General features: G+C 54.7%; 17 protein-coding genes. 14 read left to right on the top strand and 3 right to left on the bottom strand.

The features are described from left to right. The first annotated feature begins 56 nt into the window (after positions 1-56). The 14 genes from urtA (at position 57) to RGQ30_RS08740 (ending at position 11,912) form a co-directional block, all read left to right on the top strand. Positions 57-1,337 carry an urea ABC transporter substrate-binding protein gene (gene urtA, locus RGQ30_RS08805; RefSeq protein ID WP_130556270.1) on the top strand — a complete coding sequence of 427 codons (1,281 nt, stop codon included), beginning with the start codon at positions 57-59 and terminating at the stop codon, positions 1,335-1,337. 71 nt (positions 1,338-1,408) lie between these two features. Continuing rightward, complete coding sequence (gene urtB / locus RGQ30_RS08800) at positions 1,409-3,028, top strand: urea ABC transporter permease subunit UrtB (RefSeq protein ID WP_338284345.1); 1,620 nt, start codon at positions 1,409-1,411, stop codon at positions 3,026-3,028. Then, on the top strand, positions 3,025-4,182 hold the full coding sequence (gene urtC / locus RGQ30_RS08795; protein ID WP_130556271.1) for an urea ABC transporter permease subunit UrtC: 1,158 nt from the start codon (positions 3,025-3,027) through the stop codon (positions 4,180-4,182). Before urtB ends, urtC begins: the two co-directional genes overlap by 4 nt. After that, positions 4,179-5,012 (top strand): urea ABC transporter ATP-binding protein UrtD, encoded by an 834-nt coding sequence (urtD, locus tag RGQ30_RS08790; protein ID WP_130556272.1) that lies wholly within the window; start codon positions 4,179-4,181, stop codon positions 5,010-5,012. Before urtC ends, urtD begins: the two co-directional genes overlap by 4 nt. Next, complete coding sequence (gene urtE, locus RGQ30_RS08785) at positions 5,009-5,704, top strand: urea ABC transporter ATP-binding subunit UrtE (protein WP_130556273.1); 696 nt, start codon at positions 5,009-5,011, stop codon at positions 5,702-5,704. The genes urtD and urtE overlap by 4 nt, the downstream gene beginning before the upstream one ends. 11 nt (positions 5,705-5,715) lie before the next feature. Next, entirely contained in the window at positions 5,716-6,603 is an 888-nt protein-coding gene (locus RGQ30_RS08780) for an urease accessory protein UreD (RefSeq protein ID WP_130556274.1), read from the top strand. 27 nt (positions 6,604-6,630) lie between these two features. Continuing rightward, positions 6,631-6,933: an urease subunit gamma gene (locus tag RGQ30_RS08775; RefSeq protein ID WP_130556275.1), complete on the top strand. Its 303-nt coding sequence runs from the start codon at positions 6,631-6,633 to the stop codon at positions 6,931-6,933. A gap of 12 nt (positions 6,934-6,945) precedes the next feature. Continuing rightward, on the top strand, positions 6,946-7,263 hold the full coding sequence (locus RGQ30_RS08770; RefSeq protein ID WP_130556276.1) for an urease subunit beta: 318 nt from the start codon (positions 6,946-6,948) through the stop codon (positions 7,261-7,263). After that, positions 7,250-8,956 carry an urease subunit alpha gene (ureC, locus tag RGQ30_RS08765; protein WP_130556277.1) on the top strand — a complete coding sequence of 569 codons (1,707 nt, stop codon included), beginning with the start codon at positions 7,250-7,252 and terminating at the stop codon, positions 8,954-8,956. The genes RGQ30_RS08770 and ureC overlap by 14 nt, the downstream gene beginning before the upstream one ends. A gap of 10 nt (positions 8,957-8,966) precedes the next feature. Next, the gene (gene ureE, locus RGQ30_RS08760) at positions 8,967-9,461 is read left to right on the top strand and encodes an urease accessory protein UreE (protein WP_130556278.1); all 495 of its coding nucleotides are present in this window, start codon (positions 8,967-8,969) and stop codon (positions 9,459-9,461) included. After that, the gene (locus tag RGQ30_RS08755; protein ID WP_338284344.1) at positions 9,427-10,137 is read left to right on the top strand and encodes an urease accessory protein UreF; all 711 of its coding nucleotides are present in this window, start codon (positions 9,427-9,429) and stop codon (positions 10,135-10,137) included. Before ureE ends, RGQ30_RS08755 begins: the two co-directional genes overlap by 35 nt. A gap of 10 nt (positions 10,138-10,147) precedes the next feature. Then, the gene (ureG, locus tag RGQ30_RS08750) at positions 10,148-10,795 is read left to right on the top strand and encodes an urease accessory protein UreG (RefSeq protein ID WP_130556279.1); all 648 of its coding nucleotides are present in this window, start codon (positions 10,148-10,150) and stop codon (positions 10,793-10,795) included. Between the two features lie 26 nt (positions 10,796-10,821). Continuing rightward, positions 10,822-11,121 (top strand): hypothetical protein, encoded by a 300-nt coding sequence (locus RGQ30_RS08745; protein ID WP_130556280.1) that lies wholly within the window; start codon positions 10,822-10,824, stop codon positions 11,119-11,121. A gap of 131 nt (positions 11,122-11,252) precedes the next feature. Beyond that, a complete protein-coding gene (locus RGQ30_RS08740) occupies positions 11,253-11,912 on the top strand; it encodes a hypothetical protein (protein WP_130556281.1) in 660 nt (219 codons plus the stop codon). Here RGQ30_RS08740 and RGQ30_RS08735 read toward each other — a convergent pair. The 3 genes from RGQ30_RS08735 to RGQ30_RS08725 form a co-directional block, all read right to left on the bottom strand. Further along, positions 11,894-12,175: a hypothetical protein gene (locus RGQ30_RS08735; protein ID WP_130556282.1), complete on the bottom strand. Its 282-nt coding sequence runs from the start codon at positions 12,173-12,175 to the stop codon at positions 11,894-11,896. The two genes, RGQ30_RS08740 and RGQ30_RS08735, sit on opposite strands and share 19 nt — an antisense overlap. A gap of 16 nt (positions 12,176-12,191) precedes the next feature. After that, positions 12,192-12,452 carry a hypothetical protein gene (locus tag RGQ30_RS08730; RefSeq protein WP_130556283.1) on the bottom strand — a complete coding sequence of 87 codons (261 nt, stop codon included), beginning with the start codon at positions 12,450-12,452 and terminating at the stop codon, positions 12,192-12,194. A 131-nt stretch (positions 12,453-12,583) separates the two neighbouring features. Continuing rightward, positions 12,584-13,807, bottom strand: a complete 1,224-nt coding sequence (locus RGQ30_RS08725) for a saccharopine dehydrogenase family protein (RefSeq protein ID WP_130556284.1) — start codon at positions 13,805-13,807, stop codon at positions 12,584-12,586. Positions 13,808-13,860 lie beyond the last annotated feature (53 nt).

The raw sequence follows: 13,860 nt of genomic DNA, 5'->3' as shown, positions 1-13,860 counted from the left end.
ACGCTGCCCAAGAATAGGACTGTCATCTCCGTTCATCCTATTCGAGGGCAAATTTCATGAAATTAAAAACACTGGCTTTGGGGCTTGCCTTGGCTGCAAGCAGCACCGTGGCCACACTGGCGCAAGCCGCAGACACCATCAAGGTGGGCGTTCTTCACTCCCTTTCCGGCACCATGGCCATTTCAGAGACCACGCTGAAAGACACCGTGTTGATGATGGTGGAGGAGCAAAACAAGAAGGGCGGTTTACTGGGCAAGAAGCTGGAAGCCGTGGTGGTTGACCCCGCATCCAACTGGCCCCTGTTTGCAGAAAAAACACGCGAACTGTTGACCAAGAACAAGGTGGATGTGATTTTCGGTTGCTGGACTTCTGTGTCTCGTAAATCGGTATTGCCCGTGGTGGAAGAACTCAATGGCCTGCTGTTTTACCCCGTGCAGTACGAAGGCGAAGAGTCGTCCAAAAACGTGTTTTACACAGGCGCTGCACCCAACCAGCAAGCCATTCCTGCTGTTGATTACCTGATGAAAGACCTGGGCGTGAAACGCTGGGTGCTGGCAGGAACGGATTATGTGTACCCACGCACCACCAACAAGATTCTTGAGGCATACCTGAAGTCCAAGGGCGTTGCGCAAAAAGACATCATGATCAACTACACGCCCTTTGGTCATTCCGATTGGCAGTCAATTGTTTCCGACATCAAGAAGTTTGGCAGCGCAGGCAAGAAGACGGCTGTGGTGTCCACCATCAACGGCGACGCCAACGTGCCTTTCTACAAGGAACTGGGCAACCAGGGCATTTCATCGGGCGACATTCCTGTTGTGGCCTTCTCCGTGGGTGAAGAAGAGCTTTCCGGCATTGACACCAAGCCACTGGTGGGTCACCTGGCCGCCTGGAATTATTTCCAGAGCGTGAAGAGTCCTGAGAATGATGCCTTCATCAAGCAATGGAAAAAATTTGCTGGTCCCAAGCGCGTCACCAACGACCCCATGGAAGCCACGTACATCGGCTTCAAGATGTGGACCCAGGCCGTGCAGAAAGCCGGCACCACCGATGTGGCCAAGGTTAGCGCTGCCATGATTGGCCAGAAAGCCAAGAACCTGACTGGCGGCACTGCAGTGATGGGCAAGAACCACCACCTCAGCAAACCCGTGCTGATTGGTGAAATTCAGGCCAACGGCCAGTTCGAAGTGGTTTCAGAAACCAAGGGCCTGGTTGAAGGCGACGCTTGGTCTGATTTCCTGCCAGGTTCCAAAGACCTGATTGCCGACTGGACAGCCCCAATCAATTGCGGCAACTACAACACCAAAACCAAGAAGTGTTCCGGGCAGAACTACTAAGCCCTGCGACACAACCCTGGCCAGCGTGGCCGGGGTTGTTGTTCATGTCCAATTGAATTCAGGATAGCCCCGTGAAATTTGTCATACACATCCTTTGTTGTTGGTGCCTGCTGCTGAACGCAGCCTATGCGCAAAGCGGTTCACCAGAACAGTTACCACCCAAGTCAGTTGAAGCGCTGCTTTCCGAGCTGGCCAAGGCCAGTCTTTCTGAAGCACTGCCCATCTTGGAGCAGTTGGAGCAAACGGGTTCCGAAACACTTGTGCCTGTGTTCAACGCCATGATCAGCGGTGATCTGTATGCCAATGAAGAATCAGGACTGGTTCTGATTGAACTGCGCAAAGACGGCGCGACCACCTACCTTAATCCTTTGAGCAACAAGTTGGTTGGTGATGAGCTGACCACGAGCCTGAACAAGATACGCGTCAACAACCGCTTGCGCACTTACCTGCGCGGCGCGGTTGCACGCATTCAAATTTCCGCAGCCAGCGCCACCACCCGCGAGCAGGCTGTAGTTTCACTGCTGGGGGATTTGACGCCCGACACGGTGGTGACCATTGAAAAAGCGCTGCTGAAAGAAAGAAACACCGATGTGCGAGCTGCTATGGAAACCGCTGTGGCGATGAACAGGGCGCAGGCATCCACAGACCCACTGATTCGAATTGAAGCGGTACGTACCTTGGGCGAAAGCCAATATGCCGAAGTGCGCAACCTGTTGGATCAAATGAAGCAAAGTGAAGAAGATGCTGCACTGCTGACAGCGATCAATGAGTCTCTTCGCAGCATGAAAATGCGTTCCGATTTCTACGGTGTGGTGGACCAACTGTTTTTTGGATTGAGCCTGGGTTCCGTGTTGTTGCTGGCTGCAATTGGCCTTGCGATTACCTTTGGGGTGATGGGTGTGATCAACATGGCCCACGGCGAAATGATGATGCTGGGTGCCTACACCACCTACGTGGTGCAATTGGCCATGCCGAACCTGATTGATTATTCCCTGTGGGTTTCAATTCCCCTGGCCTTTTTGGTGGCAGGGTGTGTGGGTGTGTTGATTGAACGCTGTGTAATCCGCTTTTTGCACGGCCGCCCCCTGGAAACCTTGCTGGCAACTTTCGGCATCAGCCTGATTTTGCAGCAGGCAGTCAGAACGATTTTTTCACCGCTGAACAGGCAGGTGTCACAGCCCTCCTGGATGAGCGGTTCTGTTGAAATCAATCCCGAGTTGTCCATCACCTTGAACCGTCTTTACATTTTTGTGTTCGCGCTGATCGTGTTTTTTGTACTGCAACTGATCTTGAAAAAAACCTCGCTGGGCTTGAATGTGCGCGCCGTTTCTCAAAACCGCAACATGGCGAAATCCATGGGCATTCGCACCGGCTGGGTGGACGCGATGACATTCGGCCTGGGTTCCGGCATTGCGGGCATTGCCGGCGTGGCCTTGAGCCAGCTGACCAACGTGGGCCCCAACCTGGGACAAAACTACATCATTGATTCTTTCATGGTGGTGGTGTTTGGCGGTGTGGGCAATCTGCTGGGCACACTGGTGGCGGCATTTTCACTGGGCATTGCCAACAAGTTCCTGGAGCCGGTCACTGGCGCTGTGCTGGCCAGCATCATCGTGCTGGTGTTCATCATCCTGTTTATCCAGAAGCGCCCGAAAGGACTGTTTCCACAGAAAGGGAGGGCGGCTGAATGAACTGGCTGACTCAATTATTTTCAAAAACGCGCGAACCGGGCAGTTCGGTCCTGCCATTCGTGGTGGTGTTGGCAGTTCTCACCGTGTTTGCAGCTTTGTCCAATCTGCTGATTCCCGTGGATTCCTTTTTCCATGTCAGCACCTACACCATCACCTTGCTGGGCAAGTACCTCAGCTACGCGATGCTGGCTTTGGCCGTGGATGTCATCTGGGGTTACTGCGGCATTTTGAGTTTGGGGCATGGTGCATTCTTTGCACTCGGTGGCTACGGCATGGGCATGTACCTGATGCGCCAGATCGGCGAACGTGGCGTGTACGGCAACCCCGATTTGCCTGACTTCATGGTGTTCCTGGACTGGAATGAATTGCCTTGGTACTGGCTGGGCATGGACATGTTTCCCGTGGCCATGTTGATGGCGCTGGTGGTGCCCGGTGTGCTGGCCTTTGTGTTTGGCTGGCTGGCTTTTCGTTCACGGGTGACGGGTGTGTATTTGTCCATCATGACCCAGGCATTGACCTATGCCTTGATGCTGGCTTTCTTCCGCAACGAAATGGGTTTTGGTGGCAACAACGGCCTGACCGATTTCAAAGACCTGCTGGGTTTTGACTTGCAGGCTGACACCACCCGCGTGGGCCTGTTCATGGTCACGGCGCTGTTGCTTGGGCTGGTGTATGTGTGCAGCCATTCGATTTTGAAAAGTCGCTACGGCAAGGTCATCGTGGCCATACGCGATGGCGAACCCCGCGTTCGTTTTCTGGGCTACCGCACCGACCACTACAAGGTGTGGCTGTTTGTCTATTCGGCACTTGTTGCAGCAATGGCGGGTGCCTTGTACGTACCGCAGGTTGGCATTATCAATCCGGGTGAGTTCTCTCCTCTCAACTCGATTGAAGTGGTGATCTGGGTTGCGGTGGGCGGGCGCGGCACCTTGTACGGTGCCGTCGCCGGAGCCTTGCTGGTCAACTATGCAAAAACCCGCTTCACCGCCATCATGCCCGACGCCTGGCTGTTTGCGCTCGGTGCCTTGTTTGTACTGGTCACCCTGTACCTGCCCAAAGGCTTGGCCGGTGTGTTCAACCAGTTGCTCGACAAATATCAGGACAGTCAGAAGTCAGGTTCAAACGATTCGTTGCCGCAGGAGAAACATGCATGAATGCCTTGAACACCTTGCGCGACAAAGTATTGCACCAGGCCCGGTTTTTCCCCAGGGCGCCCGAGCAGGAAGAAATCGACATTTCGCACGACCTGATTCTGTACGTGGAAGGGCTAAGCGTCACCTTCGACGGCTTCAAGGCCTTGAACGACCTGAACCTGTACATCAAGCCGGGGGAACTGCGCTGCCTGATTGGTGCCAATGGCGCAGGCAAAACCACCTTGATGGACGTGATCACTGGCAAAACAAAACCGGATGTGGGCAATGTGTATTTTGGCCAGAACGTGAATTTGCTTGAGCGCAGCGAACCTGAAATTGCACGGCTGGGAATTGGCCGCAAATTTCAGAAACCCACCGTGTTTGAAGCGCACAGCGTGCTGGACAACCTTGAAATGTCACTGAAGGACAACAAGGGAATCTGGTATTCCCTGTTCGCCAAACTGACACCGGCGCAGCAAGACCGGATCGACTCCGTACTTCACACGATCAACCTTGCATCACAGGCCCACATGCTGGCAGGTGCCTTGTCGCATGGCCAGAAGCAGTGGCTGGAAATCGGCATGTTGCTGGTTTCCGACCCGCAGGTGTTGCTGATCGACGAGCCAGTGGCCGGCATGACCGCACAGGAAACCGAACGCACAGCCGAGTTGCTCAATGGCCTGGCCGGTGACCACACCGTGATCGTGGTGGAACACGACATGGAGTTTGTGCGAAGCATTGCACGCACAGTCACCGTGCTGCACCAGGGCAGTGTGCTGGCCGAGGGCACGATGGAACAGGTTCAAAACAACAAGGACGTGATTGAAGTGTATTTGGGAGAACCGGCATGATCCACATGAACGCGGTGAATCAGAAATACGGTGGAACCCAGATTTTGTGGGACCTGAACATGGACATTCAGGAAGGCTCCTGCACCTGCATCATGGGCCGCAATGGCGTGGGCAAAACCACCTTGCTGAAATGCATCATGGGTTTGCTGCCCGTGGCAACAGGTGAAATTCGCCTGAAAGAAACGGTGCTGAATTCACAGGCCGCCGAGAAGCGACCTTACCTGGGTATTGGCTATGTGCCGCAGGGCCGTGAAATTTTTCCCATGCTGACCGTGGAGGAAAATCTTCGCCTGGGCCTGCCTGTTCGCAAAGACAAGGCCACACAAATTCCTGACAAAATTTTTGAATTGTTCCCCGTGCTGGCCGACATGCTTCACCGCCGCGGTGGAGATTTGTCCGGTGGGCAGCAACAGCAGCTTGCGATTGGGCGCGCCTTGGTGCTGGACCCCAAGGTGTTGATCCTGGATGAACCCAATGAAGGCATACAGCCCAACATCGTGAAGCAGATTGGTGACGTCATCCTGAAGCTGAATGAGGAAGAGGGCATGACCGTCATCCTGGTGGAACAGAAGCTGGGCTTTGCACGCCGCGTGGGCAAGGAATTCCGCTTGATGGAAAAAGGGCGCGTTGTAGCCAGCGATACCATGGACAAACTCAGCGACAAGTTGATTGCCCAGCACCTGGCGGTTTAGGTGGCCACGCTTTGAATCATCCACTGGACCTTCGCCTACTGCCTTCTACCTGGCATGCCTGCCTGCGGCTGGGTTTCGAGCTTGGCGCGCGCGGTACCGTGCTGCGGCATTGCACCCACACCGGGCCCTTGTATTTGCAAAAGGCTTTTTACCCGGAAGGCCGGGATGTGGCGCATGCCTATCTGCTGCATCCGCCTGGGGGCATGGTGTCAGGCGATCACCTGGAGGTGTCGGTTTCTGCTGCACCCCAAAGCCATGTGCTGGTGACCACACCGGGTGCCGGCCGTGTGTATCGGGCTCGCGCTGACCGAAGCCTGCAGCACTTGCACAATCACATTGAGGTGGCTGAACAGGCTTCTGTGGAATGGCTGCCGCTTGAAACCATTGTGTACCCCGATGCGCAGGCCAGTTTGAATACTCACATCAGCTTGCAGGCAGGTGCAAAGTGCATTGCCTGGGATGTGATTTCACTGGGTTTGCCTGCGTCAGCACAGCCATTCAGTTCCGGCAGCTTGCAGCAAACCATGCAAGTGAACATTCAAGGCCGCCTGGCGCTGCGTGAACGCATGCTGCTGGATAGGCAAAGCCGCGACACCCACGCCGCCATGGCTGGTTTTCAAAGCAAGCCGGTGGCCGGCCTGATGATTGCCGGGCCTTTTGACATTGCCCTTTTTAACACTGCACCCGGCGAAGAACTGGAAGCGGCATTGCAGGCCCTGTGCAGCAGCACCTGTGAAGGCGATTTGGCCGCCAGCACCGTGGTGGGGCAGTTTGTGGTGTTGCGCTACCTGGGCCACTGCAGCAACCGGGCCCGGCAGTTGTTCACGCGTTGCTGGCAGCACCTGCGCCCGGCCTTGCTGAACCGGCCTGCCTGCGAACCCAGAATTTGGCGAACCTGATACCACACAAAAAAACAGAGGACTGCGATGGAATTGTTACCCCGCGAAAAAGACAAGTTGATGATATTCACAGCCGCACTGCTGGCCGAACGCCGCCTGAATCGGGGTCTGCGCTTGAATTACCCGGAGGCGGTGGCCTACATCACCATGGAAATCATTGAAGGTGCCCGCGACGGAAAAACTGTGGCTGAACTGATGGGCTATGGACGCACCTTGCTGACCACCGACCGTGTCATGCCCGGTGTGGCAGACCTGATTCAGGAAGTGCAGGTTGAAGCCACATTCCCGGACGGGACCAAGCTGGTCACTGTTCACCATCCTATTGTTTGATTGAGGCCCGAGATGATTCCAGGCGAAATACAGGTGGCCGGCGGTGCCATTGAATTGAACGTGGGGCTGGAAACACGCAGCCTGCGGGTGGAGAACACGGGCGACCGCCCGGTGCAGGTGGGCTCGCATTACCATTTTTTCGAAGTCAACCCGGCCTTACGGTTTGACCGCAGCCAAGCCCGTGGTTTTCGGCTGAACATTGCATCGGGCACTGCAATACGCTTTGAGCCCGGCCAAGGCCGCGAGGTGCAACTGGTGGCCTATGCAGGCCGACGCCATGTTTACGGTTTCCGCGGAGAAGTCATGGGAGCACTTGATGACAACAATTGACCGCACAGCCTATGCGCAAATGTTTGGCCCCACCACCGGCGACCGCGTTCGCCTGGGCGACACGGCACTGTGGATACAGGTGGAAAAAGACTTCACCGTGTACGGTGAGGAAGTGAAATTTGGCGGTGGCAAAGTGATTCGTGACGGCATGGGGCAAAGCCAGGTGTCGTGCGCAGACTCTGTCGATCTGGTCATTACCAATGCACTGGTGCTGGACCACTGGGGCATTGTGAAAGGCGACGTGGGCATCAAGAGCGGCCGCATCTTCAAGGTGGGCAAGGCTGGCAACCCGGATGTTCAAAACGGCGTGGACATTGTGATTGGCCCGGGTACGGAAGTGATTGCCGGTGAGGGCTGCATTCTGACAGCCGGCGGAATCGACGCACACATTCACTTCATTTGCCCACAACAAATTGAAGAAGCCTTGATGAGTGGTGTCACCACCATGATTGGTGGCGGCACGGGACCTGCCACTGGAACCAATGCCACCACCTGCACACCCGGCCCCTGGTACCTTGCAAAAATGATGCAGGCCACCGACTGCATGCCCATGAACCTGGGCTTTCTGGGCAAGGGCAATGCCAGCCTGCCACAGGCCCTGGAAGAACAACTGGAAGCCGGTGCCTGCGGCTTGAAACTGCATGAAGACTGGGGCACCACACCCGCCTCGATTGACACTTGCCTGAGTGTTGCCGAAAAGTACGATGTGCAAATTGCCATTCACACCGACACCCTGAACGAATCCGGTTTTGTGGACGACACACTGGCTGCTTTCAAAAACCGGGTTATTCACACTTACCACACCGAAGGGGCAGGGGGCGGGCATGCGCCCGACATCATCAAGGCCTGCAGCCTTCCGAATGTGTTGCCTTCATCCACCAACCCCACACGGCCTTACACAGTGAATACCGTGGATGAACACCTCGACATGTTGATGGTGTGCCACCACCTGGATTCCAACATTCCGGAGGATGTCGCCTTTGCCGATTCGCGCATTCGCAAGGAAACCATTGCGGCCGAAGACATTTTCCACGACCGTGGCGCGTTCTCCATGATTTCTTCCGATTCGCAGGCCATGGGCCGCGTGGGCGAAGTGATCACGCGCACCTGGCAAACTGCCCACAAAATGAAAGAACAGTTTGGTTTGCTGGCCGAGGACCTGGCACTTGGAGCGGACAATTTCCGCGCCAAACGCTACATTGCCAAGTACACCATCAACCCGGCCATCACGCATGGCATTTCACATGAAGTCGGTTCAATCGAGCCCGGCAAGCTGGCCGACCTGGTGTTGTGGAAGCCTGCTTTTTTTGCAGTCAAGCCTGCCATGATCATCAAGGGCGGCATGATTGCCGCTGCCCCCATGGGCGATCCCAATGCATCCATTCCCACTCCCCAGCCGGTGCACTACCGCCCCATGTTTGGCGCGCAAGGCTTGGCTGCTGCAAAAACATCGGTCACCTTCACCTCGCAAGCAGCCATCAACAACAAGCTGGCTGAAAGTCTGGGAATACACCGCACCTTGGTGGCCTGCAAGAACACCCGCAACATCAGCAAGCACGACATGGTGCACAACAACTGGTTACCCTTTGTCACTGTTGATCCGCAAACCTACGAGGTGCGTGCCGATGGCGAATTGCTGACCTGTGAACCCGCCAAGGTATTGCCCCTGGCCCAACTCTACAGCCTGTTTTAAGGAGCAACCCATGCTGGACATTTATGAACGATTGGGCACCCATTGCCATGCCAAGGTGAATGCCACGGTGGTGTTAAGCCATGAACAGCGCGAACGTGGCCGCCTTCGCTTGCACAGCACGGAAGGCATGGAAGTGCGCCTGTTCCTGGAACGCGGCAAGCCGCTGAAAGTGGGGGAGTATTTGAAAAGCCAGTGCGGGCAGATTGTGCGCATTGAAGGCGCTGTTGAAGACGTCATGATGGCGCAGTGCACAGACTGGCCAACCTTTGCCCGTGCCTGTTACCACCTGGGCAACCGCCATGTGAAAGTGCAGGTGGGTGAACTGTGGCTGCGAATTAAACCCGACCACGTGCTGGGCGACATGCTGGCCCAATTGGGCCTGACCGTACACCTGCAGCAAGCGGTTTTTGTGCCGGAAAGTGGGGCGTACGCCAAGGCGGCTGCGCATCACCACCACCACGATCACGACCATGGTCACCACCATGATGACGCGCATGACCACTAAGCCTCTCGAATTGAACCCGATGGAACTGGTGAAGCTCATGCACCTGTGCAGCGTCAGTTTGCCGGTGGGCGCGTACTCGTTTTCACAGGGCATGGAATACGCCATTGATGCAGGCTGGGTGAAATCCACCGACCAGGTTCACGACTGGATTGAATGCCAGTTGCTGTTCAACCTGGGGCGCGTGGATTTGCCGCTGCTGGCCCGCTGCATGGCAGCCTTGAAGCAGAACGACATTGCACAGCTTCAACAGTGGAATGATTACCTGATTGCCTGCCGTGAAACCCGTGAATTACGAATGACCGACTTGGCCATGGGCGAGGCCTTGAAACGCTTGTTGCCCACCCTCGGCGTGGCGCCCGTATTCACGAAGCCCGAGCCCGTCAGTTTTGTCACCCTGTTTGCAGTGGCCTGCAGCGAATGGAAAATTTCCACCCCTGCAGCCTGTTTGGGTTTTGCCTGGGCCTGGCTTGAAAATCAGGTGGCGGCTGCCACCAAGCTGGTACCCCTGGGCCAAACCCAGGCACAAACCCTGGTGGCCCGCTTGCAGACCACTGTGCCTGAAGCCGTGGACCTGTCGACCACCGTGCATGACGAGCAACTGGGCAGTTGCCTGCCCGGTCTGGCCATGGCCAGCGCACTGCATGAAACCCAATACTCCCGACTGTTTCGATCCTGAGGAAAACACCATGACACAGACCAAACAAACCTTGCGCGTTGGCATTGGCGGCCCAGTGGGTTCCGGCAAAACTGCCTTGCTGAAATCACTGTGCTATGCCATGCGCGACCATTACGACATCGCTGTGGTCACCAATGACATTTACACCAAGGAGGATGCCAAGTTCCTGACTGAAAACAAGGCCCTTTCAGCCGACCGCATTATCGGTGTGGAAACAGGCGGCTGCCCCCACACGGCCATTCGCGAAGACGCTTCCATGAACCTGGCTGCCGTGGATGAACTGATTGAGCGCCATGGCCCGCTGGATGTGGTGTTTGTTGAAAGCGGTGGCGACAATTTGAGCGCAACCTTTAGCCCCGAACTCAGCGATTTGACCCTGTACGTGATTGATGTGTCCGCAGGCGACAAGATTCCGCGCAAAGGCGGGCCCGGCATTACGAAATCGGATTTGCTGGTCATCAACAAGATTGACCTGGCACCCATGGTGGGTGCATCGCTTGAGGTCATGGACCGCGATGCCACCAGGATGCGTGGCACCAAGCCTTTCATATTCTCCAACCTCAAGGTGGCCAAGGGCCTGGACGATATCATTGCCTTCATCGTGAAAGAGGGCATGTTGCAGGTCAAAACCTTGCCACCAGCTGTAGCAGTTGTTTAAAAAAATCAACTTACAGGATTCAAACCATGAAGCTCAAAAATACCTTGTTCAGTCTCTTTCTATCCGTGTTTTGCGTGTCCACAGTGTTGGCGCACCCCGGTCATCATGAACATTCCGACCTGGCTGACGCATTCATCCACCACGTCACCAGTGTTTACCACTCGCTGATGTCGTTGGCGGTGTTGGGTGGGGTCATGCTGGTAGTCGGTTTGGTCGCTAGCTTCACGCGGTCAGCACCGGCTGGCCAATTGGCCTCATTGGCGCAAAGGCTCATGGGTGCTGCGCTTTCCATGGCAGGGGCAGGCCTGTTGCTGGGCCAGCTTTAACGGCGAGTCAAAAAGTCATCCAATAAGCAGTCCAATCAGCTGTTTGTCACAGGAACCAAGGACATCTGTTGTTGTCTACAAAATACCGATAAAATGCAAACGTCTTTAAGCTGTATCAAAGGTGGTTCAAAATGAAATTAGTCAGTGTGTCTTCGGTTTTTGTGATTGGATCAGCGTTGTTGTTAAGTGCCTGCGCGTCAATGTACAGTGTTCGTCCCGTGATTGCTGAAAGTCAGGTTCCTGTTCAGAATCAGGGTTTTGAGTCTTTAAGTTCGACCAAAAAGCACTTGGTGCAGGTGGGGTCTGCCTACAATTCACAGCGCCAATTTGACAACCCACGCTTTAACGTCACCTTTGTCAACAAGGGCAAGTTTCCGGTCGAGTTTTCAACCGAAAATGTCACGGTGACTTTTAATGGCGAACCGGCCACAGTGGTCAGTTATGAAGCCCAGATTCAGGATGTTCAAAACCGCTTGGCTTACTATGGCATGCGTGTGCCCATCTTCTACAGCCCGTTTTATCACCAACCCTTTTTCAAGGGTAGCCACGGTGGTTTGATGTTCAGAACCGATTTCAACGACCGGGTGGATGTGCAGCAGGCTTTCGCCGACTTTGAGCGCATTCAACAATTCAGCCTGAAGCCGAAGGTTGTTCGTCCCGGTGAACAAACCCAGGGCCAGGTCGTGATTGCCAAAAAACTGTCAGCCAGCAGCGCGCAGAACATTACCGTGACGGTGCGTGTTGATGATGACACGCACAACTTTGAATTTGGTTACTTGCAGACCAATTGATTGTCAGCTCGGCCACCTGCAGGCAGTTCAGTCATTTTTCGGAACTCCTGCAGCTTGGTCTGCAAAAACAGAATCATGGCATCCCTATGGTGCAGTTCAACATTCAAAAACTCCACCACCGTGTTGAGTTGCTCAACTTCGGCAGATCTTTTTTGAATCAGCTCACTGGCCCGTGCTTGAAGCGAAGCCAATTGCCTGCACAAGGCATTGTTTTCTGACAGCAAGGCATCCACGGATTTGTTCAGGCACGCCGCCGCTTTCATTGTTAACCCCCCAGACTTAGTGCAAAGCGCCGCCTTGGCAATTGCGGTCCTGCGTGCTTAGGGCAGGGCGATTCAGGGCCTGGTCGATTCTCTGAATTTCCGCCTGCGCAAAACCCATCATGCCCAGCAAGTCCCGAAATGCAAGGGCTTCAAACCGCAAGGTCATGTAGTGCAATGACAAAGAAACCACGTTGGTGGTCTGGCAGTAGTACACCGATCCGTTTTCGTTTCCAGCCAGCCATTGGCCAAGTTGGGTGGCGCAGTTCTGCTGCAACATGATGAACTCCCGAATAATTCAAATGAGAACTTATCGTAAATGATAGTTATTATCATTACAAGAGATTTTCAACAATGCACCTCACAATGGTGGGGTGCGTTGCGAATGATTCATCGGGCAGCTGGCTCGGGTTAATCCGAGAGCAATTCGAACTTCAAGCCAGCATGCTGTTGCAAACGGGTAAGGAGTGGTTCTCCCATCAGCGAAGCGGGTGTCCAGAAACCACCTGCTTTGTCACCCACATCTTTGGCCAGGCAAACAGCGGCTTCACCCAACATTTTTCCGGTGGATCCATAGCCTGGGTCCATGTCCCCAGTCACTTTTGCAGACAAGGTGTTCTCCTTGCTGGTCTTGCCATAAAACCTGAGGTCGTAAGATCCGCGCTGTTGTGAAGTCTCACTGGGCCCTTCACCAGGTTTTGGGACAACAAACTTTTCCAATACCCAGCGAGTAGGCGGCAAGGCGGCACCCACCAAAAATCCAGCCATGCCGCTGGCCAGGCCCATTGCTGTCAATCGACCTTTCAAACCGCTGCCGGTCATCATCGCCTCGTCGTATTTGAATTCCTTGCCATAACCATAGCCCTGCAAGGCATTGCTGCGGTGAACCACGCGGGTATTGATACCCGCCATCACAAACGGGGCAAGCCAGCTTTTTGCAACCGGATCAAATTCAGCGAAACTGACGTTTGGTTGCCTTGCGGGCAAACGGTTGGGTGAAATCAGATACGGGTTCGCCAGCTTTTTGGCCAAAGCTGGGTCAGCAGCAACTTCACGAGTCACATTGATCATGCTGGCCACTGTACCGCCAGAAAATTCGCCTTTCAATTTGCGAACCCGCATGCGTATTTGTTGGCATGGTTCGCCGAATCTTGAATTCGCCGCCTTCTGAAGGAAATAAACACCGAGATCGGAAGGAATAGAGTCGAATCCACAGCAGTGCACAATCCGTGCACCAGTTTTGCGCGCTGTTTCTTCGTGTTGCTCGATCATTCTGGCAATCCACTGTACTTCACCGGTCAGGTCGCAATAGTCTGTGCCGGTTTCTGCACACACCTTGACCAAGGGTGAACCATACAGCGCGTAAGGTCCCACGGTGGACACCACAACCCTGGTCTGCGCACAAAGCGTCTGCAATTCTGTTTCGTTAGATGCATTGGCCAGCAGTGTGGGCAAAGTACGTGCCTTTTCACCCAGCCGGTTTTTCAGTGTGGCCAATTTGCTGGCGTCCCGACCGGCAATAGCCCATTTGACCTCTCCCTCCAGGCCGTGTCTCTTCCACAAATACTGGACAAGAATTTGGCCCACAAAACTGGTGGCGCCAAACACGATCAAATCAAATTCTCTTTTTTTCATGGCTTGTTGTCTCCCTGTTTGCCTTTGTTTTGTCTGATTCTCTCACACTCGAT

It is taken from the genome of Limnobacter thiooxidans, from assembly GCF_036323495.1.
Taxonomy (GTDB): Bacteria; Pseudomonadota; Gammaproteobacteria; order Burkholderiales; family Burkholderiaceae_B; genus Limnobacter; species Limnobacter thiooxidans.
The sequence above is the reverse complement of the archived record's forward strand: the minus strand, read 5'-3'. Positions and strand labels throughout refer to the sequence as shown.

Coding starts and splice junctions, on each gene's coding strand:
- ureG (WP_130556279.1), top strand. CDS start 10,148: ATGACACAGACCAAACAAACCTTGCGCGTTGGCATTGGCGGCCCAGTG.
- urtD (WP_130556272.1), top strand. CDS start 4,179: ATGAATGCCTTGAACACCTTGCGCGACAAAGTATTGCACCAGGCCCGG.
- RGQ30_RS08770 (WP_130556276.1), top strand. CDS start 6,946: ATGATTCCAGGCGAAATACAGGTGGCCGGCGGTGCCATTGAATTGAAC.
- RGQ30_RS08735 (WP_130556282.1), bottom strand. CDS start 12,175: ATGAAAGCGGCGGCGTGCCTGAACAAATCCGTGGATGCCTTGCTGTCA.
- RGQ30_RS08725 (WP_130556284.1), bottom strand. CDS start 13,807: ATGAAAAAAAGAGAATTTGATTTGATCGTGTTTGGCGCCACCAGTTTT.
- RGQ30_RS08740 (WP_130556281.1), top strand. CDS start 11,253: ATGAAATTAGTCAGTGTGTCTTCGGTTTTTGTGATTGGATCAGCGTTG.
- RGQ30_RS08730 (WP_130556283.1), bottom strand. CDS start 12,452: ATGTTGCAGCAGAACTGCGCCACCCAACTTGGCCAATGGCTGGCTGGA.
- RGQ30_RS08755 (WP_338284344.1), top strand. CDS start 9,427: ATGGTCACCACCATGATGACGCGCATGACCACTAAGCCTCTCGAATTG.
- urtE (WP_130556273.1), top strand. CDS start 5,009: ATGATCCACATGAACGCGGTGAATCAGAAATACGGTGGAACCCAGATT.
- RGQ30_RS08745 (WP_130556280.1), top strand. CDS start 10,822: ATGAAGCTCAAAAATACCTTGTTCAGTCTCTTTCTATCCGTGTTTTGC.
- ureE (WP_130556278.1), top strand. CDS start 8,967: ATGCTGGACATTTATGAACGATTGGGCACCCATTGCCATGCCAAGGTG.
- ureC (WP_130556277.1), top strand. CDS start 7,250: ATGACAACAATTGACCGCACAGCCTATGCGCAAATGTTTGGCCCCACC.
- RGQ30_RS08775 (WP_130556275.1), top strand. CDS start 6,631: ATGGAATTGTTACCCCGCGAAAAAGACAAGTTGATGATATTCACAGCC.
- urtC (WP_130556271.1), top strand. CDS start 3,025: ATGAACTGGCTGACTCAATTATTTTCAAAAACGCGCGAACCGGGCAGT.
- urtA (WP_130556270.1), top strand. CDS start 57: ATGAAATTAAAAACACTGGCTTTGGGGCTTGCCTTGGCTGCAAGCAGC.